The sequence below is a fragment of the Nocardia sp. NPDC050408 genome (assembly GCF_044458905.1).
GTDB lineage: Bacteria > Actinomycetota > Actinomycetes > Mycobacteriales > Mycobacteriaceae > Nocardia.
The window spans coordinates 412,589-438,903 of the sequence record NZ_JBITIL010000006.1; the positions used below are offsets into that span (position 1 = coordinate 412,589).

Genomic DNA, 26,315 nt, shown 5'->3' on the forward strand with positions numbered 1-26,315 from the left:
GGGTCAGGCGGAATCAACGAGCGGGCGGACGTGCGCGGCGGCGGAGGCGTCGTCGCGCCACGTGCACGCGAGGCCGAAGGCGGCTACTCGGCCGGTGGCCAAAACGGCTCGTATGGACGCTGAGACGTCGGCCAGTGTGGGGCCGTTGGGGGCAGGGAAGAGTAGGCCCGGGAGATCCTCCGGGGTAACTACATCGAAGTCGACATGAAGGTAGAGCGGGCCGTCCGGCAGGTCGCCGAGGTCGTCGACCGGGCGGTGCCGGATCTGCGCGGCGCGCAGGTATTCGGCTTCCGGTGGGTCGAGGTCGCGGCCGCCGACCAGGACGGCGCGCTGTTCGGGGATGGCGCGCAAGCCGATTCGGTCGGCTATGAGGTGACGCCCGTAGCCGACCAGCATGCGCAGCGGGAAGCCGCCGAGGTAGCCGGATGCGGAGGTCTCGAGGGTTTGCACATCACCGTGCGCGTCGAACCAGACGAGCGCGGGATCCAATCCGGCCCTTTGTAATCCGGCCACCGTGCCGAGGGCGGTGGTGCAGTCGCCGGAGGCGACGATCGCACGTTCACCGCGAATCGCGGACTCCGCAACCCGGTCCGCCACCGCGTCATAGAGCACGGCCATCCGCGCCCATGGATCATCGACATCCGGCAACTCGGCCGTGACCACCGCGTCCGGGGTGATCGGAACATCCATCTCCGGCCGGTATTCATCGAGGTGGTACGGCACGAGCAAGCGCATCTATCCGAGCCTATTCGGGACCGAAGCACGCGCCACCGAATTAGGAACAGGGCCGCGGGAACGTGCGTCCGCCCGGCGCGGAGGGGCCGCCTCGGTCCGTCGTTGTGGCCATCGACGCTTCGGCTCAGCGCGCCGCGTTCACTGATGCGGACTGGTACCCGACCGTCCGCACCGCGTCGGTGATGAGCTCCCGAACGTCACGTGGTGCGCGCGGAAGCAGGTCGTGTAGGTCGGATTTCGATGCTTCGAGGAGTCCGGCACCGAGATTCGCGAACAACGAGAGCGTATGCGTGATTTGATACGGCTCCAACCCGATGCCCTGCAACATATCTCGCATGTCTTCGAGTGAGACGGGCACGTATCGCACCGGGCTGCCGAGGGATTCGTTCAGAATCTCCGCGATATCCGCACCACCGACCGCGGTCACGCCTTCCAACTCGTACACCTTGTCCGCATGCCTGCTACGCCGTCCTGCGGTCAGATCGCGCTCGGTCTCCGCGGCCACCCGTACGGCGACCTCGGCCAGATCCTCCCGTGCCACCACCGAGATTCGACCGGTGCCGAATGCGGCGGCGAATACCCCGGACTCAGCCGAGGCGACGGCACCGGCGACGGCGAGCCCGACCGGCACCTCCGCGTAGAGTCCGTTGCGCAGGATCGTGACGTCGAATGGTGCGGCGGCCAAACGCTTTTCGGTCCAGCGGTGCGGCAGCGCAATCGTCATCAGATCGCCGGAACCCGCGAGACTGGTGTAGATCACGTGCCGGACCCCGGCTGCCGCTGCGGCGTCGATCACCGCACCGTGCCGGGCCAACACCACATCGTCTTCGGCATATCCGGCCGAAATCAGGACGAGGACATCGACATCCCGCAGTCCCGCGGGCAGCGTTGCCGGGTCGTCGAAATCGATTCGGCGCGTGGTGGTGTCGTCACCGGAGCGGCTGCCCCCCGCTACTGTCAGTCCGTCGAGGGTGGACAGGCCTTGGTGGACGAGGCTGCCGAGGGCTCCGGAGATACCGGTTACCAGGATCATCGCAACGCTCCCGATTGTTGTAGTTGCTGGATTCGTCCCAGCATCGGCGGCCGCGAAGCGCGGCATAAGGAGGCACTTTCATGTCGGTCACGAACACCGCGGTCACCGCGCAGGTCGCGGGCACTATTCCCGATGGGCCCTGTGGCGATGACGACTGTGGCATCCGCGATGTGCTCGACCGGTTGGGGGATCGGTGGACGGTATTGGTGATCGTCGAATTGAGTAAAGGGGTGCGGCGTTTCCGCGAGTTGGAGCGGGCGGTTCCCGGCATTTCACAGCGGATGCTGACACTGACCACCAAGCGGCTGTGCCGCGACGGCATGGTGGAGCGGATCGCGTATCCGACGATTCCGCCGCAGGTCGAATACCGGCTCACCGAGACCGGCCAGAGCCTTGCCGCGGCGATCGTCGCACTCGCCGACTGGTCGCGCGATCATAAGGACCGCATCGCCGACGCCCGCCGACGCTGGGATGCCGAGCACGGCGATTGAACACCTGTCGCGGGCGGGCCAACAGCGCTTGAATGGAAGCATTCCCCAGGGAGGTTCCGATGACCCTTACCGCTTGTGACCTGCTCGACGGGATCCAAGCCGAGCTGGCCCCGCACGACAACGACAACCGCATGGTTCCGCTTATCTCGGTCGGCAAAGCACCGCGCGCGGTCTTCGCCGCGATCGCCGCCGAGGAGCAACGCATCACCAGCAGCGACTGGCGCAGCTTCCACGCCATGGCGGCACGAGAGGACGAACCGCACGTCAGAGCATTCCTCGACGGACTCCCACCGGGCGAGCAGCAGGCGCTAGCCCTGTTGGACGCGCTCATGGCGGCAGTTGGACCAGACCAGGGCATGGAGCTGCCCAGAGCGGGTTGTCAGGCCTACCCGGCCTACGTCGCCTGGTTGGCGCTCAACGCCGAGCCCTCCGCCGCTGCGGCGGGCATCTACGCGAACGTCGCCGCATTCGGCCGCTACTGCCGTGCCGTCGCCGAAGGCATGCGCGCGCACTACGACTTCGACGACCCGGCCTGCGCATTCTTCGACTTCTTCGCCGCCGACGCCGCCCCCGAAGCCGAACAGCGGGCCTTCGCCGCAATCCAGGCCGGACTCGACTCCGGACGATTGAATCCGAACGAGGCACACTTGTATGCCAGACTCTTCCAGAACTACGAACTCATGTTCTGGAACACCCTGGCCGACGAGTTCTCCGGATAACAAGGTGCACAGTCAAGCCGTTGGTGTTCGTCCGACCGTGGAAGTCGAGCCGACCGACCACCCGTTGGCCGTGATATGCGAGCACAGGCGTTTCAACCGCAAAGCCCAATCGCGCGTCGAGCGCGGCGCTATCGCTGCTCGCTCAGCTGCTGCGTGCCCGTGATGCGGAGCAGTTCCAGCGCTGTGGCGGCAGGAGTGTCAGGTCCCGCGGAGTACACAACTACGGCCTGGTCGCTGTCGGGGACGAACAGCGCATCGCAATCCAGGACCAAACGCCCGACCTCGGGGTGATCGATGGTCTTGGTGGCGCTGCGCCAGTTGCCGGTGCTCCCTTCGCGCCACAGCTGATCGAATCGCTCACTGCGCGAACGTAGTTCGGCGATGAGCCGAGCGAGGTCGGGATCGTCGGGATAGGCCGCCTTCGCGCTGCGCAGCGAGCTGACCCAGGATTCGGCGGCCGCCTCGGCCTCGGCGGGGGTGAAGACCACCCGGGAGGGTTCGGTGCCGAGGAAGGACTGCCAGATGATGTTGCGTCGGGCGGGCGACCATGCGGAGAAGTCCCCGAGCAATGCGGCGGCCATCGGATTCCAGGCCAGCACATCGGCCTTCGCGGAGATCACCAGTGCGGGCAGATCCGCCATGCGGTCCAGCAGCCGCAGCACGCTCGGTCGCACCACCATGTTGATGCGACCCGCCTGCGGTGGCGCGGAACCGGCCAGCCGGAACAGCAGATCGCGTTCGGGATCCGCGAGCCGTAGGGCGCGGGCGAGCGCGCCGAGCACCGCCACCGACGGTCGCGGTCCCCGCCCCTGTTCAAGCCGGACCACATAGTCGACGCTGACACCGGCCAGTTGCGCGACCTCCTCGCGTCGCAGCCCCGGCACCTGGCGTCGCGAACCACTGGGCAGCCCGACATCGCGCGGCCGCACCCGGGCGCGGGCCTGCCGCAGTAGCGTGGCGAGTTCGGCGCGATCCATGCCTCGATGATGCCGCAGCGTGCGGGTGCCGGGGTGGTACTGCCGGTCCCAGGAGTTGGCGGCCCTGGAGCCACATTCGGGTGGCAGGCCAGGCTCGAGTCATGACCAACACGACAACAGCCCTGGTGACCGGGGCGAATAGGGGAATCGGCCGCGAGGCGGTCCGGCGGCTGGCCGAACTCGGCTGGCAGGTATTCCTCGGTGCTCGCGATGCGGAGCGCGGTAAGGCGGCCGCGTTCGACCTCGCCGAACAGGGATTGAATGTCGAATTCGTCCAGTTGGACGTGACTTCGGTCGAATCGATCACGGTCGCCGCCGAAACCATCGCGGCGCGGACGCCGCACCTGGATGTGCTGATCAACAATGCCGGTATCGGAGGCACGCGGGCCACTCCCGCCGACACCGTTGCCGCCGATTTCCGGAATGTCTTCGAGACCAATGTTTTCGGGCCCGTCCAGGCGACCCACGCTTTTCTTCCGCTATTGCGTGCCGCCACCAATCCACGCATCGTGATGGTGTCCAGCGGCATCGGTTCGATCGCAATCACGTCCGATCCGAGCCGGATCGAATCGCAGATCCTCGGCCTGGTCTACCCCTCCTCGAAGACCGCGCTGAACATGATCACCACGCAGTACTCGCGCGAACTGCCGCAGATGCGAATCAATGCCGCCGATCCTGGTTACACCGCAACGGATTTGAACGGAAACTCAGGGCATCAAACGGTCACCGAGGGCACCGACGCCATCGTCCATCTCGCGACAATCGGTCCCGACGGCCCCACCGGCGGCTTCTTCAACCGCGTCGGCCGGGTGCCGTGGTGAGCACCCGACCTTGCAACCTTGTCGCTCCGGGATTCAGCGCGCTCCGCCGTTGACATATAACGTCTGGCCACTCACATAGGACGCCTCATCACTGGCCAAGAACGCGATCACCGCGGCGACCTCCTCGGGCTGGCCCACTCGGCCGAGCGGGGTCCGTTCGGCGGCGGCCTTCTGATGGTCCTCGGCCGTGAGCCCGACCCGATCGGCGGTCGCGGCCGTCATCGCGGTGGCAATGTAGCCTGGCGCGACGGCATTGACATTGACGTTGTATGGCCCGAGCTCGAGGGCGAGCGTCGCGGTCAGGCCCTGTATCCCGGCCTTCGCGGCCGCATAATTGGCCTGACCGCGATTGCCGAGCGCCGAGCGGCTGGACAGCGAGACGATCTTGCCGTAGCGCTGGGCGACCATGTACTCCTGGGCCGCCTGGGTGCAGTGGAATGCACCGGTCAGATTGACCGCGAGCACCGCATTCCAGTCGTCCTCGGAGAGCCGGAAGAACAGATCGTCGCGGGTGATGCCCGCATTGTTGACCAGAATGTGCGGCCCGCCGAAAACTATTGCGATATCAGCGAATACGGATTCCACCGAGGCGCGATCGGTGACGTCGCAGACATAACCGCGGGCCGTGCCGCCCGCCGCGACGATTTGCGCGGCGGTGTCCTCAGGTGCATTGCGGTCGAGCACTGCGACCTGCGCGCCTTGGGCGGCGAGCAACTGTGCGGTGGCCGCGCCGATACCCTGTGCCGCGCCGGTGACGACGGCGACCCGGTCGGTGAATCTGGTCATCGAAAGTCCTCCTCGAGAGTTCGCTACGGCGCCCATCAGAATGCGCTCACGCCGGTCAGCGCACGACCGATCAGTAGCTTCTGGATCTGGCTTGTGCCCTCGTACAGGGTCATCACCTTGGCATCGCGTAGATATTTGCCGACCGGGAATTCGTCGATATAGCCGTAACCGCCGAAGACCTGTAGCGCCCGATCGGCCGCGCGTACCGCGGCCTCGCTGGCGAACAATTTGGCCTTCGACGATTCGATGGCGAATTCGGCACCGCGGTCGATCAGGTCGGCGACCCGCCACACCAGCAGCCGGGCCGCATCCACATCGAGGGCGATATCGGCGAGCAACTCCTGCACCAGCTGATGCCCGGCGATCGGCTTGCCGAATTGTTCGCGCTCGGTGGCATATCCGACCGCCGCGTCCAGGCAGGCTTGCGCGATACCGACACAACCGGCGGCCACCGACATTCGGCCCTTGGCCAGTGCCGCCATCGCGACGGTGAAACCCTTGCCCTCATCGTGCAATCGGGCGCTGTCGGGAACCCGTACGCCGTCGAGCACGATTTCGGCGGTGGCCTGTCCGCGCAATCCGAGCTTGCCGTGGATGGTTCGGGCGGTGAAACCGGGGGAGTCGGTCGGGACCAGGAATGCGGTGATGCCGCGATGTCCCGCACCGCCGGTGCGCGCGAAAACGAGGGCGATATCGGCCCAGGTGCCGTTGGTGATGAACATCTTGGTCCCGGACAGCACCCAGTCGTCACCATCGCGGACCGCGCGGGTGCGCAATTGCGCCGCATCGGAACCGGTTCCGGGTTCGGTGAGGCCGAAGCAGCCGAGTGCGGTGCCCGAAGTCAGGCGCGGCAGCCAGGTACGCTTCTGCTCCTCAGTGCCGTAGTGGTTGATCGACTTGGTGACCAAACCCAAAGAGACCGAGACGATTCCGCGCACCGCGGAGTCGCCGCGGCCGAGTTCCTCCAGCACCAGACAGTAGGTGAGATGGTCGCCACCGCTGCCGCCGTACTCCTCGGGAATGGTCAGGCCGAGAAAGCCGACTTCGCCCAGTTTGGACACGATCGCGATATCGACGGATTCAGTCCGGTCCCACTCCGTCGCATGCGGCGCGATCTCGCGGTCGACGAATTCGGCGGCCAAGCGCTGGGCGGCGGCCTGTTCGTCGGACAGTTCCAGGTTCATCGCGACTCCGGGCAGGAAAACTAACGGCGAAAGTTTCTCGTATGCTAACCCTCGATAAACTAACGATGCAAGTTTGATGTTGTGGGTATCCACCGTGTGATACTGGATCGATCGACCAGGAGGTTTTCGTGGGAAGGCCCCGCCGCCCCTTGCTCAGTCGCGCCCGCATCGTGGCGGCCGCGCTGGATCTGGTGGATGCCGAAGGTCTGGAGGCGGTTTCGATCCGTCGACTCGCCGCCGAACTCGGGGTGCAGGGCCCATCGCTCTACAACCATGTGGCCACCAAGGACGATCTGCTGGACGCGATGATCGATGCCGTACTCGGCGAGATCGATCTGTCCATGTTCACCAACATCTCGGATTGGCGTGTGGCACTCCGCGATTGGGCCAGGTCGTATCGGGCGGCCCTGGCGGCGCATCCGAAGGTCGTACCCGCCCTCAATCAGGGCATGGGTCGACGCCCGAATGCCTTGCGGCAGGCCGATGCGGTCTTCGGAGGTCTGGTGGCGGCAGGTTGGCCCCGAAGGGAAGCCACCCAGGTGGGGGCGCTGATGCGGTTCTTCGTCACCGGGTCGACGCTGGGGTCGTTCGCTGGTGGATTCCCGGAGGACGCGGCGGTCTATCGCGGGAATTATCCGCACCTGGACGAGGCGCATCTGCTATCGGGACGGCAGCGCGATATCGATGACGCCGCCTTCGAGACCGGATTGCGTGCGTTGCTGGACGGGTTGTCGTTGCGGTTTGAGACGCTGGAGGGTGCGGCGGGCTAGCGCGCGGCCAACCAGTCCGGGAATTCGGTCAGCTCACCCAAGACGAAATCAGCTCCCGCCGTGCGCAATTCGTCGGCATCGCAGGGCCCGGTCATGACCCCGAGCGCGTACACACCCGCCGCCCGCGCCCCGCGCATATCGCCCTCGTGATCGCCGACGAACAGGTCCGCGCCATGCTCTCGCAATGCCGCCGCCTTGCCGTCGGACCAGAGATCACCGACCACCTCATCGATTCGCCACCCGAGCTCGGTGACGTGCAGTCGGGCCAGCGGTTCGTGCTTGCCGGTCACGATGAGCACCCGTCCGCCGCGCGCACGGACGGCATCCAGTGCGGCATCGGCCCCCGGCATGGCCGGAATGTAGGGCACGATCGATGGATAGATCTCGCGGTAGCGGGACACGAGTGCCGGAATGAGCTCCTCGGGCGCACCGACGTCGGCCAGCAGCATCGCCAGTGGGGGGCCGAGTCGGTCGGCCAATTCGGCCCCGCGCAACGGCAGGTCGAACTCGGTGGCCAATTGCTCGATCGCTTTGCGCACACCCGGTCGGGAGTCGATCAGTGTCATATCGAGGTCGAATCCGACGGTCCAGGTCATCCCATGACTCTATCGTCGACGCTCGATCGGCCGCGCGACAGCGTCGGCGGTTAACCAAACCGGGCACGGCGAAGATCAATCAGGCGAAACATTTCCGCAGGCGGCGCGAAAAGCCGATCGCCGACCTTACAGTTAACCGACAGCGAACGGCTCCGGTCTGCATCGCGGAGGACGAGATGACGAGCCAGCGCCAGCCACTGACCATGGGCTCGATTTTCGGGCACTATCGGTTGGATCGACTGATCGGGCGCGGCGGCATGGGCGAGGTCTACGAGGCCTACGACCTGCGCAAGCGCCGCAGTGTGGCGATCAAGGTGCTCCTGGAACGCCTCGCGCAGGACGAGGGGTACCGCGAGCGGTTCCAGCGCGAGGCCGATGCCGCCGCGCGACTGCGCGAACCGCATGTCATCCCGATTCACGATTACGGCGAGATCGACGGCCGCCTCTACATCGACATGCGCCTGGTGGACGGTGCCAGCCTGCCGTCGGTATTGCGGAGTGAGGGGCCGATGCCCGCACCGCGGGCGGTGGCGGTGATCCGGCAGATCGCCTCGGCATTGGATGCCGCACACGCCGAAGGGCTGGTCCACCGTGATGTCAAACCGGACAATATTCTGCTCACCCCGGATGGTTTCGCCTACCTGGTCGACTTCGGTATCGCGCACTCGGATGCAGATCAGGGGCTGACCACACACGGCGCGGTGATCGGTTCGTTCAGCTATATGGCGCCGGAGCGGTTCCGCGCCGAGCACGCCACGCCCGCGGTCGATGTCTACTCCCTGGCGTGCGTGCTCTACGAATGCCTCACCGGTGCACGGCCGTATCGGGGCAGCACCGACGCCGAGATCATCAGCGCGCATTTGTTCGAACCGGTGCCGCGACCGAGTACGAATCGGCCTGATGTGACGCCCGCGCTCGATACCGTCATCGAGCACGGCATGGCCAAGGACGCGCGCGAACGCTACCGGGCGGCGGGGGACCTCGCGCATGCGGCGGAGGCCGCACTGACGAGTGCGGGCGCGGTTACCGAAGGACGCAACGCGGTATCCGATACCGACGGACGAACCTCGAATAGTGAAGCAGGACAAGTCGGTTCACCCGATATCGCGACTCGTGACGATCTGTCATCCGTTGTCCGGAATCCCGGTACGCAGCGATCCGACGTTGAGCAGCCCGAGGCCGAGAAACACGATACTCGGGGACCCACTGTCGCCGAACCGCGCCGCCGACGCCGTGTGCTGACCGCCCTCGTCCTGGCACTCGCCGCCGTGATCGCCGCTGGGGCCGGTTTCGGAGCCTGGACCTTGCTCGGAGATCGCAAGGGCACCGCGGTCGCCGACGCCACCGCATTGCGCGACGCGGATATCGATCTGCTGAAGATCGTCGCACAGACCGGCCGCAAACGATCCACCTGCCAACACGAGCAGCCCGACGCCTCAACCACCGTCGCGGTCATCTTCTGCCCGGACAACCCCGCCGCCAGTGAGTCGGCGGTCCGATACATGCGTTTTCGCAATATCGACGCATTGCGCGACTACTACAACCTCTTGGTCCGCACCTTCCACGCCACGAACTGCCCGAGCGACCCCGCCGGGGCGGACGGCCCGGTGATGTACGAGGGCAAGGAGATCGGTCGCAAGGCGTGCATAGCCAACCGCGCCGAGGCACCCAACGCGCCGAAACCATCCCTGCTACTGACCGATGAGACCCAGCTGGCGCTGGCCTTCTTCATCTGGCCTGCGCCCAGCGACGAGCCGATGCGCGACTACATGGCGAAGTCCATGCCCAACCAGTTCCTGACCGCTGAAGCCGCTCGCGACCCGGACTTCTTCACACCCGAGGACCGCGACCTCCTCGGGCGACTCGGCAGTGCCTTCGGCCCGGGGAACTGTGGGCACGTGCCGCCGCCCGGCGGCACGGTGATCGCGGCCATCGCGTGCAGTACGCCGTCCGACTATCCGTCCGCCCTCTTCTTCGGATTCCCGGACGCCCAGTCGGCCGATACCCTGTACCGCGCCGATGTCGGGGTCCTCGGCGGACACAGTTGCCACGGCGGGGGCGCCGACGACGTGTGGCGCAGCGGGGGCCAAGAAGTCGGCCGATTCTTCTGCTTCGTGGACAACGAACCGGACATCGGCCCCCGGACGTGCCTGGTGGCCGTACACTCCGCTACCCGCATGCTCGCCCAGTTCTGCACGCTGATACCGGGAAACCCGCTCCCCGGACCGAAAACCGAAGCCCAACTGGTGGACTGGTTCGATAAGCACGTCAGCTAGTTGGGCGGCATGACACCGAAGGTGAATTCGGTAGTGCCGATGCGGATCGTCACACCATCGGTGAGCGCGGCGCCGTCGATGACCCGAATCCCGCCGACGAACACACCGTTGGAGGACAACAAATCCTTCAGCACGCATGTCACCCCATTGCTGACGATCACGGCGTGATGGCGGCTGACCTTGCCGTCGTCGAGCACGATGTCGTTGTCGGGCAGGCGGCCGATACGGGTGAACGGGCTGGTGATCGGGAAGGTCTGCCCGCGCGAATCCCGCAGGTACGCTTGGGATTCAGGCGCTATCAGATCGACGACGGTGGTGGCGCGCAGTGCGGATGCGACGGCATCGGCGGGCGGGGTCAGCGGTTCCTGCCGCAGCATCTTGGCTTCGAGTTCGCGAATCGAGGCAACCGGATCGATCCCGAGCTCATCGGCGAGCGTCACCCGCAATCGGCGCAGCGCCTCGAGTGCGTCGCTCTGTCGCCCGTTCACATACAGCGCGGTGATCAGCTGCTCCCACAGCGGTTCGCGCAGCGGATACCTATCGGCCAATTCGGCCAATTCGGCGATCACGCCATCGGCCCGCCCCTGCGCGATCTCGGCCTGGGCACGGGCCTCGACAGCCCCGATCCGTTCGTCGTCCAGGGCGGTGGCGAAGGCATCAGCGAAGCCGAGTCCCTGCAGATCCGCCAGCGCGGTGCCGCGCCACTGGTCGAGCGCGCTGGAGAGCACCTCGCTGGCCACTGAGAACCGGCCCGCGGCCATGGCCCGCAATCCGGATTCCCTGCGGGCACGGAATCGCTGGACATCGCAACTGTCCGCGGGCGCCGCGATCCGGTATCCGGTGCCGGCGCGCGAAAGGATCGTGCGCGCATCGAGTCCGGCATCCCGCAACGGCTTTCGCAGATTCGACACGATGGTATGCAGGCTGATCCGGATATCCGGCGGCGGATTTTCCTCCCACACCGCCTGTGCCAGCGCCTCCGTCGACACCGGCCGGTTCGCATTGACCACCAGATACGCCAGTACCGCGCGCTGTTTGACGCCGCCGAGCGGTTGCGCCACTCCGTCGATCGTCAACTGCACCGGTCCGAGCACCCCGTACCCCGCCCGCATATCCGACATCCCCCAGTCCTCCCGTTCTCGAAAATAACTATCGAGCGCCACGACCTCGCCGTTTCCGGTATCAATCGTGGCAGCGGGTGCCGCGTTCGGCGACCGCGTTGAAGAAGTATCAGACGATCCGGTCGAATCGATTCGTGACGAATTGCCGCGCCCGCAATAGCGAATACGCGCACTACGTTCCGCCCGAACGTCAGTCGAGCTGCGCCCCAGTGGCGATCCGGACTACTTCCCGGTCGGGGTGAAGCACCGCTACACGCGCTGAGCGCGTTATTCCTCGGCGCGGAACTGGGCGCGTTTGTAATCGCCGTATGGTTCGTCGCGTTCGCGCACGGCCTCGCGGAAACCTACGGTGGCCGAACGCAGTTGGAATGCGTAGCCCTCGCGCGTGTGCCGCGAGATCCCGTCGAATACCGTGCTGATCATCGCGGAATTCGTCACGCCCTGCGAATGCAGCGCCGAATTGAGCGCCAGTTTGGCCATCATCAGCTGGTTGATCGGCATCCGCGCGATGCGAGCCACCAATGCCTCGGCGCGTTCGTCGAGTTCATCGGCCGGACACGATTCGACCGCGAGGCCCCAATCTTCGGCCTGCTTTCCGCTGATGCAGTCACCGGTGAACAGCAGCCGCTTCGCGCGCTGATCGCCGAGGCGATGCGCCCACATACCCGCCGCCGGAATGCCCCATACACGGGTGGGTGGGTAGCCGATTTTGGTGTCGTCGGCGCAGATGATCTGGTCGGAGTAGAGCGCGATATCGGTGCCGCCCGCGATGGCGAACCCGTGCAATTTCGCGACGGTCGGCTTATCGGCGTTCATGAGGCTGGCGAAACCGCGGTTGAACCGACTCATCATGGCGTAGTCGATCATCGGATCCCATGTGCCCCAGGGATTGTGATTGACCGCCTGCACCACTGGATCGGCCACGGTGCCGGTGGTGTCGATCGAGCCGTCGACACCGTGGCTGCCCTGTTCGGCGAACATATCCAGGTCGTAGCCGCCACAGAAACCCTTGCCGCGCCCTGACACCAGGATTACGTGCACCCGCGGATCCAGATCGGCTCGCTCGACCGCATGCGCGAGATCGACCGGGGTGTCCGGGGTGATCGTATTGCCCTTCTCCGGGCGGTTGAAGGTAATGCGCGCGATGCGCCCGTCGCGCTCATAGGTGAGTGTGCGGTACTCGCGTTCGCCGGCGGGCTCGGGCCGATCCCGCCACGGCGAATCGGGTACCTCTGTCCAGTTCTCGTACCAGGCCGCGGGGCGGGTGCCCGCATGGTTCGAAAAGGCTTCGCTATCAGGCTGATTCACGTGGAACTCCCGGTGCACTCGATGCCGTATTCGCGGCAACGGTGCACCACGCCACCGGCGTTCGCTGCATCGTTGCGCTCGATGCCACCGTAGCGAACCGGCTCGAGCTCAGGCCTCGGGTGCCGCGGTGTCGTCGGGGAAGGAGTGGTGTTCGTGCACCACAGACCAGCGCCCGTGCTGTTTGCGCAGGCCGAAGGTGATGCGCAGGCGCTTGGCCGGATCGCGGGCGAAATCCTCCGCCGTGCCGCACAGCAGCAGTGCGTGCGCGAATGCCACGTCCGCGCCCGCTGCTACCTCCAGCGAGACGATATCGAAGGTTGCACCCGATGCCTGCCATTCGAAGAAGCCGGGCCAGATATCCCGATACGCGTCGATGCCGCGCACACCTTCGTTCGGCGGGGGCACATCGAACATCACGATATCGTCGGCGTGATCGGTGAGCACCCCGGCCAGATCGCCGGTATGCACCGCCGCCGCCCACCGCTCGATCAGGATCCGGATCTGCTTTTCGTCATCGGGCATATCGGGTCGTCGTCCTCTCCGGCCCGGCCGCGATGGTGTGCGCCGTGGCTCTTACCCACAGAGCGTGCCGAATTCATCACGCAGACGCAATGATTCGGAATGCATTCGTGCAAGATCCCAATGGCGAATTTCGCGCCGGCTACCGATCGGCCCCGCCGTCAGCACCTTGTCGACTAGACGTTACTTTAGATAACAGGTAATCTTGGGGGACGGTCGGGCAAGGGTGCCCGGGTGAGAGCAGACGAACGGATTACCTCAATGACGCGGCATGTCGACGTACTGATCATCGGCGCGGGCCTGTCCGGCATCGGGATGGCGTGCCATCTCACCCGCGAGCACACCGGACGCAGCTATACGATCCTGGAACGCCGCACCGCCATCGGCGGGACCTGGGATCTGTTCCGGTACCCGGGCATCCGCTCCGACTCCGACATGTTGACCTTCGGCTTCGGTTTCCGTCCATGGGTCGGCACCAAGGTGCTCGCCGACGGGCCGCACATCCGCCAATACATCGAGGACACCGCCGCGGAATACGGCGTCACCGAGCACATTCGGTTCGGGCGCAAGATGACCAATGCCAGCTGGTCGAGCGAAACCGAGCTGTGGACCGTCGAGGCGCTCGACGAGCAGACCGGCGAGACCGAGATCTACACGAGCAACTTCCTGGTCGGCTGCACCGGCTACTACGACTACGACAACGGATACCGCCCGCAGTTCCCGGGCGAGGCGGACTTCCGCGGGCAGATCGTGCACCCACAGCACTGGCCGGAGGGACTCGACTACCGCGGAAAGCGCGTCGTGGTGATCGGCAGCGGCGCGACCGCGATCACGCTGGTTCCGGCGATGGCCGACGACACCGCGCACATCACCATGCTGCAGCGCTCGCCCACCTACATCACCGCACTGCCCGCCGATGACCCGGTCGCGGTCGGTATGAAGTACGCGCGGGTGCCGCAGAAGATCGCCTATCGGACCGGACGGGCGCGCAATATCGCGTTGCAGCGGGCCAGCTTCCAGCTCTCGCGCACCAATCCCGAGTTGTCGAAGAAGTTGCTGCTCGCCGCGGTGCGGATGCAACTCGGCAAGCAGATCGATATGCGGCACTTCACGCCGTCGTACAACCCGTGGGACCAGCGGCTGTGCGTCGTCCCGAACGGCGACCTGTTCAAGGTGTTGCGCAGCGGTAAGGCATCGATCGTCACCGATCACATCGACCGCTTCACCGAAACCGGCATTCGGCTCGCATCCGGGGAGGAACTGCCCGCCGATATCGTCATCAGCGCGACCGGTCTCACCGTGCAGATCCTCGGCGGCGCGGCGCTCGAGGTGGACGGGGAGCCGGTGTCGACCCGCGAGCACGTGGTCTACAAGGGCGCCCTGCTCGACGGCATCCCGAACGCCATGCTTGTCCTCGGCTACACGAACGCCTCATGGACGCTGAAGGCAGATCTGGCCGCCGAATACTTCTGCCGCATCCTCAACCACATGAAGTCCAACGGCTACACCAAGGTCGTCGCGATCGCCGAAGACGCCGACCGCTCCGATCAGTCACTGATGGGCGGCGCCCTCACCTCCGGCTACATCCAACGCGGCGACGGCGTCATGCCTCGTCAGGGCGCCCGCGGGCCCTGGCAGGTCATCAACAACTACTTCCGCGACCGCGTACTCCTACGCAAGGCGCCCCTGGAGGACGGGGTACTCACCTTCGACGATGCAGCAGGCGCCGCCCAACCCGGGCGCAAGTCGAGGGCCCACGCACGCAAGCGGATCGCCTAGGGCGCGAGGAGTCGCGACGGCGCCATCCACACGGCACCAGGATGGCGATGGAATCGAATTCGACTACGCGACCGGGATCCGCACCGACACCGCCTAGACCGAAGCGATCCTGCGGAGATTCATAAAGGCCAACAGTTCAACACGAACATCCGCTTGGCCCTCGGAGGGAGCGGCACACAGGTCGGCGATCCACGGCGAGTTCGACCCGCCAATGGCGACGTCGTGTTCGCCGTGGATCGCCGAGATTCCATGTCTATTTGCGGTATTCGCGGAACGTGGCGCGCAGATCGTCGACGATGAGATCGGGTTCTTCCATGGCGGCGAAGTGCCCGCCGCGCTCGAATTCGGTCCAGCGCACGATGTTGTGGTTTCGCTCGGCGATGCGGCGGACCGGGATACCGAGGTCGTGCGGCATCACCGCTACGGCGACCGGTACATCGGTCTCGGGCTCCGGCGCTCCCCAAGTGGCGGCGCCTTCGTAGTAGTAACGTGCCGAGGAGCCCGCGGTGGCGTTGAGCCAGTAGATCATGACGTTGGTCAGCATTGCGTCACGGTCGACGGCGTCTTCGGGTGCGTCGGTGGAGTCGGTCCAGTCCTTGAATCGTTCGACGATCCAAGCCAATTGGCCCACTGGTGAGTCGGCGAGGGCGTAGGCCAGTGTTTGCGGGCGGCTTGCTTGCAGCATCGCGTACGCACCGAGTTCGTATTGGGCGCGGCGGCCCAGTTCGAGTGCACGCCGTTCGGCCGGGTTGTCGAGATCGGCGGTTTCCGGGGTGACCGTTGCGGAGGCGATCATCGTCAGATGTACAGCGACGAGGTGTTCGGCGTCGATGACCGCCAGCTGTCGGGAGATCGCGGCGCCAGTGTCTTCACCGTGCGCGGCGTAGCGGTCGTAGCCGAGTCGGCGCATCAGTTCCGCCCAGGCCTTGGCGGCCCGCGCGGTCGACCAGCCGACCGCGGGTCCGGAGAATCCATAGCCGGGGATGGTCGGCACGACGACGTGGAAGGCGTCCTCTGCTTTGCCGCCGTGGGCCACCGGGTCCGTCAGCGGTCCGATCACGTCGAGGAATTCCACGATCGATCCGGGCCACCCGTGCGTGAGCACCAACGGCAGCGCGTCGGGTTCGGCTGAGCGGACGTGGATGAAATGCACGTCGTGGGCGTCGATTTCGGTGCGGAACTGCGGAAAGGAGTTGAGCCGGGCCTCCTGAGCACGCCAGTCGTAGGTGTTGCGCCAGTAGTCGACCAGGTCCCTGGTGTAGTCGAGCGGGATGCCCTGTCGCCACCCCGCAGCCGGATCCGCGTCGGTCCAGCGGGTGGCGTCCAGTCGCCGATCCAGGTCATCGAGCTGCTCTTGGGGGACGTCGATGCGGAAGGGAGTGATCTCGGTGCTCATGTGAATCACCCTAGAACGCAGCTAGGACAACATCGGCCCTAGGTTCTGGCGGTGAACGCGCAGTGTGTTCGAGACCTCAGCTCGACTGCTCGAGCTCTCGTCGCTCCTGCTGCGGATGCGCCTGGCGGTCGACGGATTGATGTCAATCGCCGCATTTGAGTCCGGGGTGAATCAGGTTGGGGACAAGAGGGTTTCGGCGACTGTCTGCATGTAGGCAAGGTAGGTGGCGCGGGCGCGCGGGGTGGCGTCGGCGCGGGTGAGGGTGCCGCGGGTCAGGGCATAGCCGATGGTTTCGGCGACTATTCGCGGTGGGACAGCGGGGGAGATGCGGCCCGCGGTGTGGAGGCGTTCGAGGTAGCGGGTGAATCGGCGGATGGGGCGTTCGGCGATTTCCTGGGCGAGCACAGCTACTCGGTCGTCGACGGCACCGCGTTCTTCGATGAGGCGCAGCATGGGTCCGGCATTGTGGACTGCGGCGGCGAAGGCATCGATGGTGGCGGTGAGCATCACTCGGGGATCGTCGGTATCGACATCGGGTTCCTGCGCGGCCAGGAAGCCGTCCCGAACCTGGGCGGCGAGGGCGAGGAAGATTTCGTCCTTGGAGGCGAAGTAGACGTACATCGTCGCGCGGGAAACGCCTGCGGCGGCGGTGATATCGGCGACGGTCGTCTTGTCGTAGCCGCGCTCGGCGAAGACGCGGGCGGCGGCATCGAGCAGCGCGCGATGACGGTCGGTATGGGATCGTTCCCGCGCCGCTCGCACCGACCAGCCTGCCTGCGTCATGGATTCCATCGTCGTTGACATTGACGTCAATGTCAAAGCAGACTGTCGGCATGCGTGTTGTGGTGGCGAACAGGGGTGAGGTGGCGGTCCGGGTGATCCGGACGGCTCGCGAGCGGAATTACTCCACCCTCGCGCTCCATACCGGCTCGGAGGCGGCGACCCTGCCGGTGCGCTTGGCCGATGCCGCGTTCCAACTGCCGGGCACCGGCGCGGCCGCCTACCTCGACATTGCCGCAGTAGTCGGCGCGGCCAGGAGCGCCGGCGCCGATGCGCTGGTGCATCCCGGGTACGGATTCCTCAGTGAGAGCGCCGATTTCGCGACGGCATGCGCGGCCGCCGGTCTGGTATTCGTCGGGCCTTCGCCAGAGGTGCTGCGCATTTTCGGCAATAAACTGTCGGCACGCGACGCCGCACGGCAGGCGGGAGTCCCGGTGCTGCCCGCGACGTCCGTCGGCGCGGACCTGGCGGAGATTTCGGCGTTCTTCGCCGACCACCCGACCGGTGTGATGCTCAAGGCGTCGGCCGGTGGCGGCGGACGAGGTATGCGTGCGGTCCACACGGCCGACAAACTCGCCGATTCATTCGACCGCTGCCGAGCCGAAGCCCGCGCCGGTTTCGGCGACGACACCGTGTACGCCGAAGCGCTGGCCGCCGATGCGCGTCATATCGAGGTTCAAGTAATCGCCGACGGACACCGCGCCATCACGCTGGGCGACCGCGACTGCAGTATCCAACGCCGCCACCAGAAACTCATCGAAATCGCCCCGGCCCCGAATCTCCCTGCCGCCCTTCGAGAACGCCTGCACCGCGATGCCATCGGCATAGCCGAATCGGTCTCCTGCCGCGGCGTCATCACCGTCGAATTCCTGGTCACCGGAACCGAAGCCTGGTTCCTCGAGGTCAACCCGCGCCTCCAGGTCGAACACACCGTCACCGAGGCGGTAACCGGCGTGGACTTGGTGGCAGCCCAACTCGATCTCGCCCGCGGCGCCGACCTGCACGACCTTGCTCTCGGGGATCTGCCCGGCTCGGATTCGCCGCAACCGGAGAGCACCGCGACCGCGGTGGGAATGAGCGCGGCGGCCACCGGACGGACGAACCGTGGCCTGGTTGTGCAGGTGACGGGTCGTGATGATGGAGCGAATGCCTTTGGCGATCTGCGGGGGTTCGCGGTGCAGGCACGGGTCAATGCCGAGATGGTGACGGTAGGCGGGGAGGTTTTGCCGAGCACCGGTGTGTTGACAGAGTTCGCCGCGCCGACCGGCGTCGGGGTTCGGGTGGATACCGCGGCGTTCACGGGGATGCGGCAGGGGGCGCAGTTCGATTCCCTGCTGGCGAAGGTTATTGCGCAGGGGCCGACATATTCGGCTGCGGTGCGGCGATGTTCGGATGCGTTGGCGGAAACCGTGATTGCCGGTGTCGATACCAACGCGAGTCTGCTGCGCGCAGTATTGGATCAGCTCGCCGACGGTGTCGGTGTTTCCACTTCGTGGTTCGAGAAGAGCATCGGCGAACTTCTCGGTCGGGCAGGCGATTACACGCCCACCGTGGCCCAGCGCGCGGGCGACTCGGCGACCGGAGATCCCGCGCATGCGCTCGCCGAGCATCGAAGCCCGGCGGTAGCGGATCCGGCGGCCATAGCGATAGCGCTCGAAGACGATGAGCAAGGCATCCGGTCGCCGATGGGCGGGACTGTCGTGAGTCTGGCGGAGTCCGGCAGCATTGTTCCGGCCGGTGCGGAAGTCGTTGTGCTCGAGGCAATGAAGATGCAGCACGTCCTGCGAGCGGAGCAGCCGCTGCGGATATCGCGGCATCTGGTGGCACCGGGTGCGACGGTCGATCCGCATGCGTTGCTGCTGACCTGGATTCCAGCCGACCATGATGGTCCGGCCGCCGATATCGATGCGATCGACCTGGATGCGGTGCGTGCCGATCTGGCGCAGGTGCGGGAACGTCATCGGATCGGGCTCGATGCGGGCCGCCCGGCCGCCGTCGCGAAAAGACATAAGCTGGGCCGCCGTACGGCCCGGGAGAACATCGCCGACCTCGTCGACGACGACAGCTTCCTCGAATACGGCGCTCTCGCCGTCGCCGCACAGCGACTCCGCCGCAGTCCCGAGGATCTGATCGCCAACACACCCGCGGACGGCCTGATCGGCGGCATCGCCACCATCAACGCGGACCGGTTCGGCGCGGAAGCCGCACGCGCATTGGTCATGTCCTATGACTACACCGTGCTGGCCGGCACCCAGGGCATGCGCAACCACGCCAAAACCGATCGCATGCTGCAACTCGCGCACGAACAGCGCCTGCCCGTGGTGTTCTTCACCGAGGGCGGCGGCGGGCGACCGGGGGATACCGACTATTCGGGCATATCCGGCCTCGATGTGACCACCTTCCGCGCGATGGGCGCACTATCGGGTCGAGTTCCGTTGGTAGGCATCGTCTCCGGACGTTGCTTCGCGGGCAATGCGGCGCTGCTCGGTATGTGCGATGTGGTCATCGCGACGCCGGACGCCAATATCGGTATGGGCGGGCCGGCAATGATCGAGGGCGGCGGACTCGGCGTCTACGCACCCGAGGACATCGGCCCCATCGATGTCCAACGCCGCAACGGTGTCGTGCACATCGTCGCCGCCGACGAGGCCGAGGCGGTCGCCACGGCACGTCGCTATATCTCGTATTTCCAAGGGCCACTCGGGGATTGGGCGGCACCTGATCCGCGCCTCGCCCGCCACGTGGTGCCGGAGAATCGGCTGCGCGCCTTGGATATCCGCGAGGTCATCGCAGCGGTAGCCGATATCGACTCAGTTCTGGAACTGCGCCGCGACTGGGGCGTCGGCGTGGTCACCGCCCTGATTCGGGTCGAAGGTCGCCCCGTCGGACTCATCGCCAACGACTGCCACCATCTCGGGGGTGCGATCGATGCCCCCGCCGCCGACAAGCTCAGCGCATTTCTGCAACTGTGCGATGCCCATGGCCTGCCTATCGTATCGCTTTGTGACACACCGGGTTTCATGGTGGGCCCGGAGGCGGAGAAGGAAGCAACCGTCACCAAATTCAGCAAGCTGTTCATCGACTCCGCCGCACTTACCGTCCCCTTCGGCACCGTCATCATCCGCAAGGGTTACGGCCTCGGCGCACAGGCCATGGCCGCAGGGTCCTTCCGTGCCCCCCGCTTCGTAATCGCCTGGCCCACCGGCGAAATCGGCGGTATGGGCCTGGAGGGTGCGGTCCGCCTCGGCTTCGCCAAGGAACTCGCGGCCATCGAAGATCCGGATAAACGCCAGGAAGCCTTCGACAACCTCGTCCAGCTCGCCTACGCCAACGGCAAGGCCTTGACCGCCGCCACCGTCTTGGAACTCGACGACGTCATCGACCCCGCCGACACCCGCCGTTGGATTCGCACCCTGCGCTGAACCGCCCAGCACCTAGGCGATGGCGTTGTTCACCGCGTCAACGAGATTGCGGGCACGCAGGTCCGGTGCGCCTTCGATGATGTAGTTGGTGACGTAGGCGAAGGCGATACCGGTGTCCGGATCGGCGAAGGCGAGGGAGCCGCCGCGGCCCGCATGGCCGAAGGCGTTGGGCCCGCCGAGTGCGAAAGCTTCGGTGGGGAGCATGTACCCGGTGGCGTAGCGGCTGGGCAGCATAATGACGCGGTCGATGCCCGCGACCTGTTCGCGTGTTGCGGCGGCGCGGGTTTCGGGCGTGAGCAGGCGGACGCCGTCGACCTCGCCGATGGTCGCCGCGTAGAGCCGGGCGAGGCCGCGTGCGGTGCCGAGGCCATTGCTGGACGGGATCTCGGCGGCGTATACCGCGGGATCGTTGAAATCGATATCGGCCGGATCGGTGACCTCGAAGGCGCGGTTGACCAGTGCCTCCGGATCTCGCATCGCGACGACCATCGGACGGAATTCCTCCGGGATGAACTCGTCCGGGACCGTCGCCAGATCGACCTTGGGTGCGAATACAAGTCGGCTGACGCGATGCCGTTCGGATTCGGGCAAACCGATGAAGAACTCGACTCCGAGCGGTCCGGCGATATCCTCGGCCAGAATCCGCCCGACGGTGCGACCTGTCGCCCGCCGGATCACCTCACCGACGAGCCAAGCGAAGGTCCGCCCGTGGTATCCGTGCGCGGTGCCGGGCGGCCAGTTCGGCGTCTGCGCGGCGAGCGCCGCCACCATCGGCTCCCAGGCCAGCGCATCCGCCAGCGGCACCGGCTTATCCAGCGCCGCCAGCCCCGCCTGATGGGTCAACAACCATCGCACGGGGATATCGCCCTTACCCGCCGCCGCGAATTCGGGCCAGTACTGCGCGACGGGCGCGTCCAGATCGAGCTCACCACGCTGGGCGAGCAGATGCGCGACGGTCGCGGTGACGCCCTTGGTCGCCGAATAAACCAGTTGCAGCGTGTCCTGCGCCCACGGCCGTTCACTGTCCGGATCGGCCAGGCCACCCCACAAATCCACCACCGGCCGGCCATCCCGATACACCGCGACCGCCGCTCCGATATCTCCCTGCTCGGCGAAATTCGCCGCGAACACCTCCCGCACCGCCTCGAACCCGGACGCGACAACTCCATCCATCACCATGTCTCCCAGCATGTCACGCGTCGCCCCGACTACCGCCGCCAGTGACGGACCCGTTGGCGGGCTCGTGGCACAGTCGGCGCTGGGCGACCCCATTGATCACCGCACTCGTGCTGGTCGAGCGACCCACCTACCGCGCTCGGAAGTTTTTTCGGCGGACATGTCCGAGAATGGTCAGCGGCTGCGACGTATCTGACGAGCGGCGCCACCAGGGCGCCGCCGGAACGGAGGAGTTGTCATGAAATACATGATTCTGAGCTACGGCTCGCAGCAGGACTACGACGGCATGGTCGGCAAGGACACCGGTAAACCCGCATGGAGCGCCGGGGATTTCGCGGCCATGGCCGAGTTCATGGGCAACCTCAACAAGAAGTTGGAGGAATCCGGCGAACTGGTCGAAACGCGTGGTCTGGCCGAACCGGTGCACACCCGCCGCATCATCACGAAGAATGGTGCACCGTTCGTGACCGACGGTCCCTACGCCGAAACGCAGGAGGTGCTCGCTGGATACTGGATCGTCGAATGCGAGAGCTTCGACCGTGCCACCGAAATCGCCGCCGAACTGAGCAAATGCCCGGCCCCGCCGCATATCGCCGAGACGGCCTACGCCGATGTCCGGCCCATCGCGGAGTCCGCACCCGAATTCGGCTGAGCCCCTTCCGATGTCGGATACCGAGGTCGAGGACCTGCTGCGCACCTGTGCGCCGCAGGCCCTCGCCGCGCTGGTGCGGCGCTACGGTCATTTCGACACCGCGGAGGACGCCGTGCAGGAGGCATTGCTCGCCGCCGCGACTCAATGGGCGAACACGGGCATTCCCGACAACCCACGCGCCTGGCTGATAACCGTCGCCTCCCGCCGCCTGACCGACCTGCTCCGCAACGAACAGGCCCGCCGCAGGCGCGAGGACGCCGTGGCCCGCTGGGCACTGTCCGAGGACTGGCTCACCCCGCCCGCCGACCGCGAACCCACCGACACCGACGACACCCTCGTCCTGCTGTTCCTGTGCTGCCACCCATCGCTCACGCCCACCGCACAGGTAGCACTGACACTGCGCGCGGTCGGCGGCTTGACCACCGCCGAAATCGCCCGCGCCTTCCTGGTGTCCGAGGCGACCATGACCAAGCGCATCGGTCGCGCCAAGAAGACGATCAAGGAAAGCGGAGTCGGCTTCGCCGCACCCGCCGGCGCCCACCGCGACGCGCGCCTGGCCGCCGTCCAGCACGTGCTGTATCTGATCTTCACCGAGGGTTACGCCAGCACCTCGGGACCGAGTCTGCACCGCGTCGAACTATGCGCCGAGGCCATCCGTCTGACCCGTCTCGTGCATCGTCTGCTGCCCGACGATGCCGAAGTCACCGGCCTGCTGGCACTGATGCTGCTCACCGATGCCCGCCGACCCGCCCGCACCGGCCCCACGGGCGAACTTGTTCCGATGGAAGACCAGAACCGCGCACTCTGGCGCACCGAAGCCATTACCGAAGGCATCGCGCTGATCACCGCGGCGCTACCCAGCGGCGCACCCGGTCCGTATCAGCTGCAAGCGGCTATCGCGGCGCTGCACGACGAGGCATCGACCTACGAGGACACCGATTGGCCGCAGATCATGCTGCTCTACGAACGCCTGCTCGCGCTGGTCGACAATCCGATCATCGAGCTCAACCATGCCGTGGCCGTCGCCATGGCTCGCGGACCGATGGCCGGATTGAAACTCGTCGACGATATGGCCGACAGCGGCAAGCTGGCGGGCGACCACCGCATGGCAGCCGTCCGTGCCCATCTGTTGGAATCGATGGGGGACCGGACTGGCGCCCGCGAGGCATATCTGCTTGCCGCACAACAGACGATGAGCGTCCCCCAACAGCGCTACCTGCATACCCGCGCCCGCCGAACCACCGACGAGTAGAAAGATAGCGATGCTGATCGTCGTAGATGCCGCGAATGTCGTCGGCTCGCGCCCCGATGGCTGGTGGCGCGATCGTGCGGGCGCGGCTCGGCGATTGCTCATGCGGTTGAGCACACTGGACCGCACACAACCCGCCGACGTGGTCGTCGTATTGGAGGGCGCTGCGAAGGCCGCGGCATCGGATGACTTCGAAGGCGTGCGCGTGGTTCTGGCGGACGGTTCGGGAGACGATGCGATCGTCGACGTCGTGGCGGCCGCGGCCAGCGAGCAGGACAGGATCACCGTCGTAACGGCCGATCGTGGACTCCGCGAGCGAGTCGAAGCGCTCGGCGCCGAATCGGTCGGCCCGCGCTGGCTGCTGGACCGCATCGACCCCTGATCTGTCGGATCCGACTGGTAGACAAGGAGAAGTGTCGCCGAACCAGGAGGTCAGCAGTGCCCAACGAACTCGAGGATCTGCCCTACGCGCGCTATCTCACGCCGCTGGAGAGCGATCTCGAATCCGAGGGCGACTACGATTGTGTGCACATCACCGGCGCCGATATCGATGACATCGAGGCAGGCAACTGCCGTTTCGCCGAAACCGTCTTCACCGCGCTGGCGGTCAATCGCGGCAGCCTGCGCTTCTCCCGCTTCACCGATGTCTGGCAGCGCAATGTGCGCTGGGTCGGCACCGACCTGTCCGATACCTCCTGGCAGGACGTCGAATTGCTCGCCGGTGCGCTGTCCGGCGTCGATGCGGGCGGTGCCAACTTGCGTCGAGTGCGCTTCGAAGGCTGCAAATTCGACTCGGTGAACTTCCGCAAGGCCAAACTGCGCGAGGTGCAATTCGTCGATTGCGTGCTGCGCCATGCCGACTTCGGTGATGCCGAGCTGACCAAGGTCACCTTCCCCGGCACCACCGTGGAGGGTCTGCTGCTCAACCGCGCCCGACTGCAGCAGGTCGATCTACGCGGCGCGGCACACCTCGATATCGCCGAGGGCCTCGACGCCCTGCGCGGGGCGACCATCACCCCGCTCCAACTGCTCGATCTGGCACCCGAGTTCGCCAAGGCGATAGGCATTACCGTCCGCGACTAGTACTGCTTGCGGTGCGGCACGAATTCCAAGGTGAGCAGTGCCGCAGCTGCCAGCAGCACCTCGCGCCACCGGATCAGCACGAACCGCTGATCCGACATCGATTGGAACTTGCGAAGGAATCGGTACAGCGATTCCAGCCGGATCAGCGGGTCACCCAGATGCGCGAGCACATAGATCAGCCTCCCGGTCCGCGAGCGCTCCTTCTCGGCGAACAGTTCCGGGAACGGGGCGAATGCCAGTGCGATCCGTTCGATGCCCTGCGTGCGGGCGTGGTCGACGAGATCGACGATCATCCGTTCGTCCAGTCCGTTCGGGGCATCCTTGCGCCGCCACGGCACATCAAGGCTGAGCTCGCGGCCGCGCCCGGAGACGCCGTAGCGTTGGAAACCTGCCACGCGCCCGTCCGCATCGCGGGCCAGTACCAGCAGCATGCCGGGATTCCGACCGTCCAGCAGGTGGTCGAGGATCATCGAGAAGCCGCGATTCTGCCGGCCGGCACGCCACTCGTCGACGATATCGAGCAGTTCGGCCCGCAATGGTTCGGTCAGGTCGGCCTCGCTGATGACCTCGGTGGTCACCCCGAAATTCCGGGTGCGGCTCACGGCCTGGCGCAGATTGCGGAAGGAGCGACCGACCATCGCGAAGGTTCCGACATCGATGACCACATCGCGACCGACCGGAATCGCGCGCAACCCCCGATGTTCGATCGCTCGATGCCGCCACATCTCGGTCAGTTCCGGACTGGCGCCGAGCACCGCTACCCGCCAGCCGTGATTCGCCGCGAATTCGGAGAAGTCGGTGAGCAGCGCCGGGAAGTCGGCGTGATCGCCGATTGGATCACCGGCGACCACCGCGATCCCGAAGCGGGCCCGATAGCCGATCGCCGCGGTCGAATTCGCATTGAAGTAATAGGACTTCGACGAGTGCAACGCGAATGCGGCGAGGGGATCGCGTCGGGTACGGCCGACGAGTTCGGCGACGCGATACAACTGCTCGGGCTGGGGCCGACTCGACTGCGGCAGCACCAGGATGAATCCGGTCGCGGCCAGGAAGACGAAGCCGAAGCCCGGATGTGAGGCGCGATAGGCGGCATTGGCCGCCGCCAGCACGAAGACCGCGATGGTGAAATGCGGCAGGGTGATCGGCCGACGCAGATGCAGTCCGCGCACCACGAAAAGGCCGGCGATCGACACAGCGACGAACCAGCCGTGATCCTGCCCGGGTGCGGCGCGACCGGCCTCGTAGACCAGCCCGACAACCATCAGCAGCAGGACGATGGAGATCACCGGGCGGACGGCCGCTGTGGTGGTGATCGAGGCATCGCGGTACCCCGCGAGTGTGGAATTCCGTGCCGCCGTTTCCCGTCCTTCAGCCACGTCTGCACCCGACTAGGGCGGCGGGTCCGAACAGGTTCCCCATGTGGTCCTCCCGATGATCCTGTA

At 66.1% G+C, this 26,315-nt stretch carries 24 protein-coding genes; 11 read left to right on the forward strand and 13 right to left on the reverse strand.

Annotated features, from left to right (window positions below; translation table 11 throughout):
- Nucleotides 1-3: 3 nt before the first annotated feature.
- Together ACIBJI_RS21290 and ACIBJI_RS21295 are read right to left on the reverse strand one after the other, a co-directional pair.
- Nucleotides 4-735: an arginase family protein gene (locus ACIBJI_RS21290; RefSeq protein ID WP_364351258.1), complete on the reverse strand. Its 732-nt coding sequence runs from the start codon at nucleotides 733-735 to the stop codon at nucleotides 4-6.
- A 124-nt stretch (nucleotides 736-859) separates the two neighbouring features.
- Entirely contained in the window at nucleotides 860-1,768 is a 909-nt protein-coding gene (locus ACIBJI_RS21295) for an NmrA family NAD(P)-binding protein (RefSeq protein WP_397085389.1), read from the reverse strand.
- An 80-nt stretch (nucleotides 1,769-1,848) separates the two neighbouring features.
- Between ACIBJI_RS21295 and ACIBJI_RS21300 the strand changes: the two genes are divergently transcribed.
- Nucleotides 1,849-2,259, forward strand: coding sequence for a winged helix-turn-helix transcriptional regulator (locus tag ACIBJI_RS21300; RefSeq protein ID WP_397085391.1), 411 nt, complete (start codon nucleotides 1,849-1,851; stop codon nucleotides 2,257-2,259).
- A gap of 59 nt (nucleotides 2,260-2,318) precedes the next feature.
- The gene (locus ACIBJI_RS21305) at nucleotides 2,319-2,978 is read left to right on the forward strand and encodes a hypothetical protein (protein ID WP_364351267.1); all 660 of its coding nucleotides are present in this window, start codon (nucleotides 2,319-2,321) and stop codon (nucleotides 2,976-2,978) included.
- Nucleotides 2,979-3,106: 128 nt separating this feature from the next.
- Here ACIBJI_RS21305 and ACIBJI_RS21310 read toward each other — a convergent pair whose 3' ends face one another.
- On the reverse strand, nucleotides 3,107-3,955 hold the full coding sequence (locus tag ACIBJI_RS21310; RefSeq protein WP_364351270.1) for a helix-turn-helix transcriptional regulator: 849 nt from the start codon (nucleotides 3,953-3,955) through the stop codon (nucleotides 3,107-3,109).
- A gap of 101 nt (nucleotides 3,956-4,056) precedes the next feature.
- On the opposite strand from ACIBJI_RS21310, the gene ACIBJI_RS21315 reads away from it, so the two are divergent.
- Nucleotides 4,057-4,776: an SDR family oxidoreductase gene (locus tag ACIBJI_RS21315; RefSeq protein WP_364351273.1), complete on the forward strand. Its 720-nt coding sequence runs from the start codon at nucleotides 4,057-4,059 to the stop codon at nucleotides 4,774-4,776.
- Between the two features lie 33 nt (nucleotides 4,777-4,809).
- Here ACIBJI_RS21315 and fabG read toward each other — a convergent pair whose 3' ends face one another.
- Both fabG and ACIBJI_RS21325 read right to left on the reverse strand, forming a co-directional pair.
- The gene (fabG, locus tag ACIBJI_RS21320) at nucleotides 4,810-5,562 is read right to left on the reverse strand and encodes a 3-oxoacyl-ACP reductase FabG (RefSeq protein ID WP_364351275.1); all 753 of its coding nucleotides are present in this window, start codon (nucleotides 5,560-5,562) and stop codon (nucleotides 4,810-4,812) included.
- A 35-nt stretch (nucleotides 5,563-5,597) separates the two neighbouring features.
- Nucleotides 5,598-6,746, reverse strand: coding sequence for an acyl-CoA dehydrogenase family protein (locus tag ACIBJI_RS21325; protein ID WP_397085394.1), 1,149 nt, complete (start codon nucleotides 6,744-6,746; stop codon nucleotides 5,598-5,600).
- A gap of 128 nt (nucleotides 6,747-6,874) precedes the next feature.
- Between ACIBJI_RS21325 and ACIBJI_RS21330 the strand changes: the two genes are divergently transcribed.
- Entirely contained in the window at nucleotides 6,875-7,516 is a 642-nt protein-coding gene (locus tag ACIBJI_RS21330; RefSeq protein ID WP_364351281.1) for a TetR/AcrR family transcriptional regulator C-terminal domain-containing protein, read from the forward strand.
- Here ACIBJI_RS21330 and ACIBJI_RS21335 read toward each other — a convergent pair.
- On the reverse strand, nucleotides 7,513-8,112 hold the full coding sequence (locus ACIBJI_RS21335) for an HAD family hydrolase (RefSeq protein WP_364351284.1): 600 nt from the start codon (nucleotides 8,110-8,112) through the stop codon (nucleotides 7,513-7,515). The genes ACIBJI_RS21330 and ACIBJI_RS21335 overlap by 4 nt on opposite strands.
- Before the next feature lie 176 nt (nucleotides 8,113-8,288).
- Between ACIBJI_RS21335 and ACIBJI_RS21340 the strand changes: the two genes are divergently transcribed.
- A complete protein-coding gene (locus tag ACIBJI_RS21340) occupies nucleotides 8,289-10,388 on the forward strand; it encodes a serine/threonine-protein kinase (RefSeq protein WP_396956792.1) in 2,100 nt (699 codons plus the stop codon).
- On the opposite strand, the gene ACIBJI_RS21345 is transcribed toward ACIBJI_RS21340, so the two are convergent.
- From ACIBJI_RS21345 to ACIBJI_RS21355, 3 genes are all read right to left on the reverse strand, one after another.
- Nucleotides 10,385-11,509 (reverse strand): BTAD domain-containing putative transcriptional regulator, encoded by a 1,125-nt coding sequence (locus ACIBJI_RS21345; RefSeq protein ID WP_397085396.1) that lies wholly within the window; start codon nucleotides 11,507-11,509, stop codon nucleotides 10,385-10,387. The two genes, ACIBJI_RS21340 and ACIBJI_RS21345, sit on opposite strands and share 4 nt — an antisense overlap.
- 267 nt (nucleotides 11,510-11,776) lie before the next feature.
- Entirely contained in the window at nucleotides 11,777-12,817 is a 1,041-nt protein-coding gene (locus ACIBJI_RS21350) for a crotonase/enoyl-CoA hydratase family protein (RefSeq protein WP_364351293.1), read from the reverse strand.
- A gap of 108 nt (nucleotides 12,818-12,925) precedes the next feature.
- Entirely contained in the window at nucleotides 12,926-13,339 is a 414-nt protein-coding gene (locus tag ACIBJI_RS21355) for a YybH family protein (RefSeq protein ID WP_397085398.1), read from the reverse strand.
- 258 nt (nucleotides 13,340-13,597) lie between these two features.
- Between ACIBJI_RS21355 and ACIBJI_RS21360 the strand changes: the two genes are divergently transcribed.
- Nucleotides 13,598-15,115, forward strand: coding sequence for a flavin-containing monooxygenase (locus tag ACIBJI_RS21360; RefSeq protein ID WP_397085400.1), 1,518 nt, complete (start codon nucleotides 13,598-13,600; stop codon nucleotides 15,113-15,115).
- Nucleotides 15,116-15,368: 253 nt separating this feature from the next.
- Here ACIBJI_RS21360 and ACIBJI_RS21365 read toward each other — a convergent pair whose 3' ends face one another.
- Together ACIBJI_RS21365 and ACIBJI_RS21370 are read right to left on the reverse strand one after the other, a co-directional pair.
- On the reverse strand, nucleotides 15,369-16,511 hold the full coding sequence (locus ACIBJI_RS21365) for an epoxide hydrolase family protein (protein ID WP_364351302.1): 1,143 nt from the start codon (nucleotides 16,509-16,511) through the stop codon (nucleotides 15,369-15,371).
- Between the two features lie 171 nt (nucleotides 16,512-16,682).
- On the reverse strand, nucleotides 16,683-17,315 hold the full coding sequence (locus ACIBJI_RS21370) for a TetR/AcrR family transcriptional regulator (RefSeq protein WP_397085402.1): 633 nt from the start codon (nucleotides 17,313-17,315) through the stop codon (nucleotides 16,683-16,685).
- Between the two features lie 29 nt (nucleotides 17,316-17,344).
- Here ACIBJI_RS21370 and ACIBJI_RS21375 point away from each other — a divergent pair, with 29 nt between their 5' ends.
- Nucleotides 17,345-20,713 (forward strand): carboxyl transferase domain-containing protein, encoded by a 3,369-nt coding sequence (locus tag ACIBJI_RS21375; protein ID WP_397085488.1) that lies wholly within the window; start codon nucleotides 17,345-17,347, stop codon nucleotides 20,711-20,713.
- 12 nt (nucleotides 20,714-20,725) lie between these two features.
- Here ACIBJI_RS21375 and ACIBJI_RS21380 read toward each other — a convergent pair whose 3' ends face one another.
- Complete coding sequence (locus tag ACIBJI_RS21380) at nucleotides 20,726-21,892, reverse strand: serine hydrolase domain-containing protein (protein ID WP_397085404.1); 1,167 nt, start codon at nucleotides 21,890-21,892, stop codon at nucleotides 20,726-20,728.
- Nucleotides 21,893-22,127: 235 nt separating this feature from the next.
- Between ACIBJI_RS21380 and ACIBJI_RS21385 the strand changes: the two genes are divergently transcribed.
- Genes ACIBJI_RS21385 through ACIBJI_RS21400 form a run of 4 tightly spaced genes read left to right on the forward strand, consistent with a single transcriptional unit; the run spans nucleotide 22,128 to nucleotide 24,873 of the window.
- Entirely contained in the window at nucleotides 22,128-22,541 is a 414-nt protein-coding gene (locus ACIBJI_RS21385; protein ID WP_397085406.1) for a YciI family protein, read from the forward strand.
- 10 nt (nucleotides 22,542-22,551) lie between these two features.
- Nucleotides 22,552-23,793 carry an RNA polymerase sigma factor gene (locus ACIBJI_RS21390; RefSeq protein ID WP_397085408.1) on the forward strand — a complete coding sequence of 414 codons (1,242 nt, stop codon included), beginning with the start codon at nucleotides 22,552-22,554 and terminating at the stop codon, nucleotides 23,791-23,793.
- 10 nt (nucleotides 23,794-23,803) lie between these two features.
- Nucleotides 23,804-24,172, forward strand: coding sequence for an NYN domain-containing protein (locus ACIBJI_RS21395; protein ID WP_364351317.1), 369 nt, complete (start codon nucleotides 23,804-23,806; stop codon nucleotides 24,170-24,172).
- 56 nt (nucleotides 24,173-24,228) lie between these two features.
- Nucleotides 24,229-24,873, forward strand: coding sequence for a pentapeptide repeat-containing protein (locus ACIBJI_RS21400; protein WP_364351320.1), 645 nt, complete (start codon nucleotides 24,229-24,231; stop codon nucleotides 24,871-24,873).
- Here the strand turns inward: ACIBJI_RS21400 and ACIBJI_RS21405 are convergent.
- Nucleotides 24,870-26,249, reverse strand: coding sequence for a phosphatidylglycerol lysyltransferase domain-containing protein (locus ACIBJI_RS21405; RefSeq protein WP_364351323.1), 1,380 nt, complete (start codon nucleotides 26,247-26,249; stop codon nucleotides 24,870-24,872). The two genes, ACIBJI_RS21400 and ACIBJI_RS21405, sit on opposite strands and share 4 nt — an antisense overlap.
- Nucleotides 26,250-26,315: the final 66 nt, after the last annotated feature.

Coding starts and splice junctions, on each gene's coding strand:
- ACIBJI_RS21290 (WP_364351258.1), bottom strand. CDS start 735: ATGCGCTTGCTCGTGCCGTACCACCTCGATGAATACCGGCCGGAGATG.
- ACIBJI_RS21295 (WP_397085389.1), bottom strand. CDS start 1,768: ATGATCCTGGTAACCGGTATCTCCGGAGCCCTCGGCAGCCTCGTCCAC.
- ACIBJI_RS21300 (WP_397085391.1), top strand. CDS start 1,849: ATGTCGGTCACGAACACCGCGGTCACCGCGCAGGTCGCGGGCACTATT.
- ACIBJI_RS21305 (WP_364351267.1), top strand. CDS start 2,319: ATGACCCTTACCGCTTGTGACCTGCTCGACGGGATCCAAGCCGAGCTG.
- ACIBJI_RS21310 (WP_364351270.1), bottom strand. CDS start 3,955: ATGGATCGCGCCGAACTCGCCACGCTACTGCGGCAGGCCCGCGCCCGG.
- ACIBJI_RS21315 (WP_364351273.1), top strand. CDS start 4,057: ATGACCAACACGACAACAGCCCTGGTGACCGGGGCGAATAGGGGAATC.
- fabG (WP_364351275.1), bottom strand. CDS start 5,562: ATGACCAGATTCACCGACCGGGTCGCCGTCGTCACCGGCGCGGCACAG.
- ACIBJI_RS21325 (WP_397085394.1), bottom strand. CDS start 6,746: ATGAACCTGGAACTGTCCGACGAACAGGCCGCCGCCCAGCGCTTGGCC.
- ACIBJI_RS21335 (WP_364351284.1), bottom strand. CDS start 8,112: ATGACCTGGACCGTCGGATTCGACCTCGATATGACACTGATCGACTCC.
- ACIBJI_RS21340 (WP_396956792.1), top strand. CDS start 8,289: ATGACGAGCCAGCGCCAGCCACTGACCATGGGCTCGATTTTCGGGCAC.
- ACIBJI_RS21345 (WP_397085396.1), bottom strand. CDS start 11,509: ATGTCGGATATGCGGGCGGGGTACGGGGTGCTCGGACCGGTGCAGTTG.
- ACIBJI_RS21355 (WP_397085398.1), bottom strand. CDS start 13,339: ATGCCCGATGACGAAAAGCAGATCCGGATCCTGATCGAGCGGTGGGCG.
- ACIBJI_RS21360 (WP_397085400.1), top strand. CDS start 13,598: ATGACGCGGCATGTCGACGTACTGATCATCGGCGCGGGCCTGTCCGGC.
- ACIBJI_RS21365 (WP_364351302.1), bottom strand. CDS start 16,511: ATGAGCACCGAGATCACTCCCTTCCGCATCGACGTCCCCCAAGAGCAG.
- ACIBJI_RS21370 (WP_397085402.1), bottom strand. CDS start 17,315: ATGTCAACGACGATGGAATCCATGACGCAGGCAGGCTGGTCGGTGCGA.
- ACIBJI_RS21375 (WP_397085488.1), top strand. CDS start 17,345: ATGCGTGTTGTGGTGGCGAACAGGGGTGAGGTGGCGGTCCGGGTGATC.
- ACIBJI_RS21380 (WP_397085404.1), bottom strand. CDS start 21,892: ATGGTGATGGATGGAGTTGTCGCGTCCGGGTTCGAGGCGGTGCGGGAG.
- ACIBJI_RS21385 (WP_397085406.1), top strand. CDS start 22,128: ATGAAATACATGATTCTGAGCTACGGCTCGCAGCAGGACTACGACGGC.
- ACIBJI_RS21390 (WP_397085408.1), top strand. CDS start 22,552: ATGTCGGATACCGAGGTCGAGGACCTGCTGCGCACCTGTGCGCCGCAG.
- ACIBJI_RS21395 (WP_364351317.1), top strand. CDS start 23,804: ATGCTGATCGTCGTAGATGCCGCGAATGTCGTCGGCTCGCGCCCCGAT.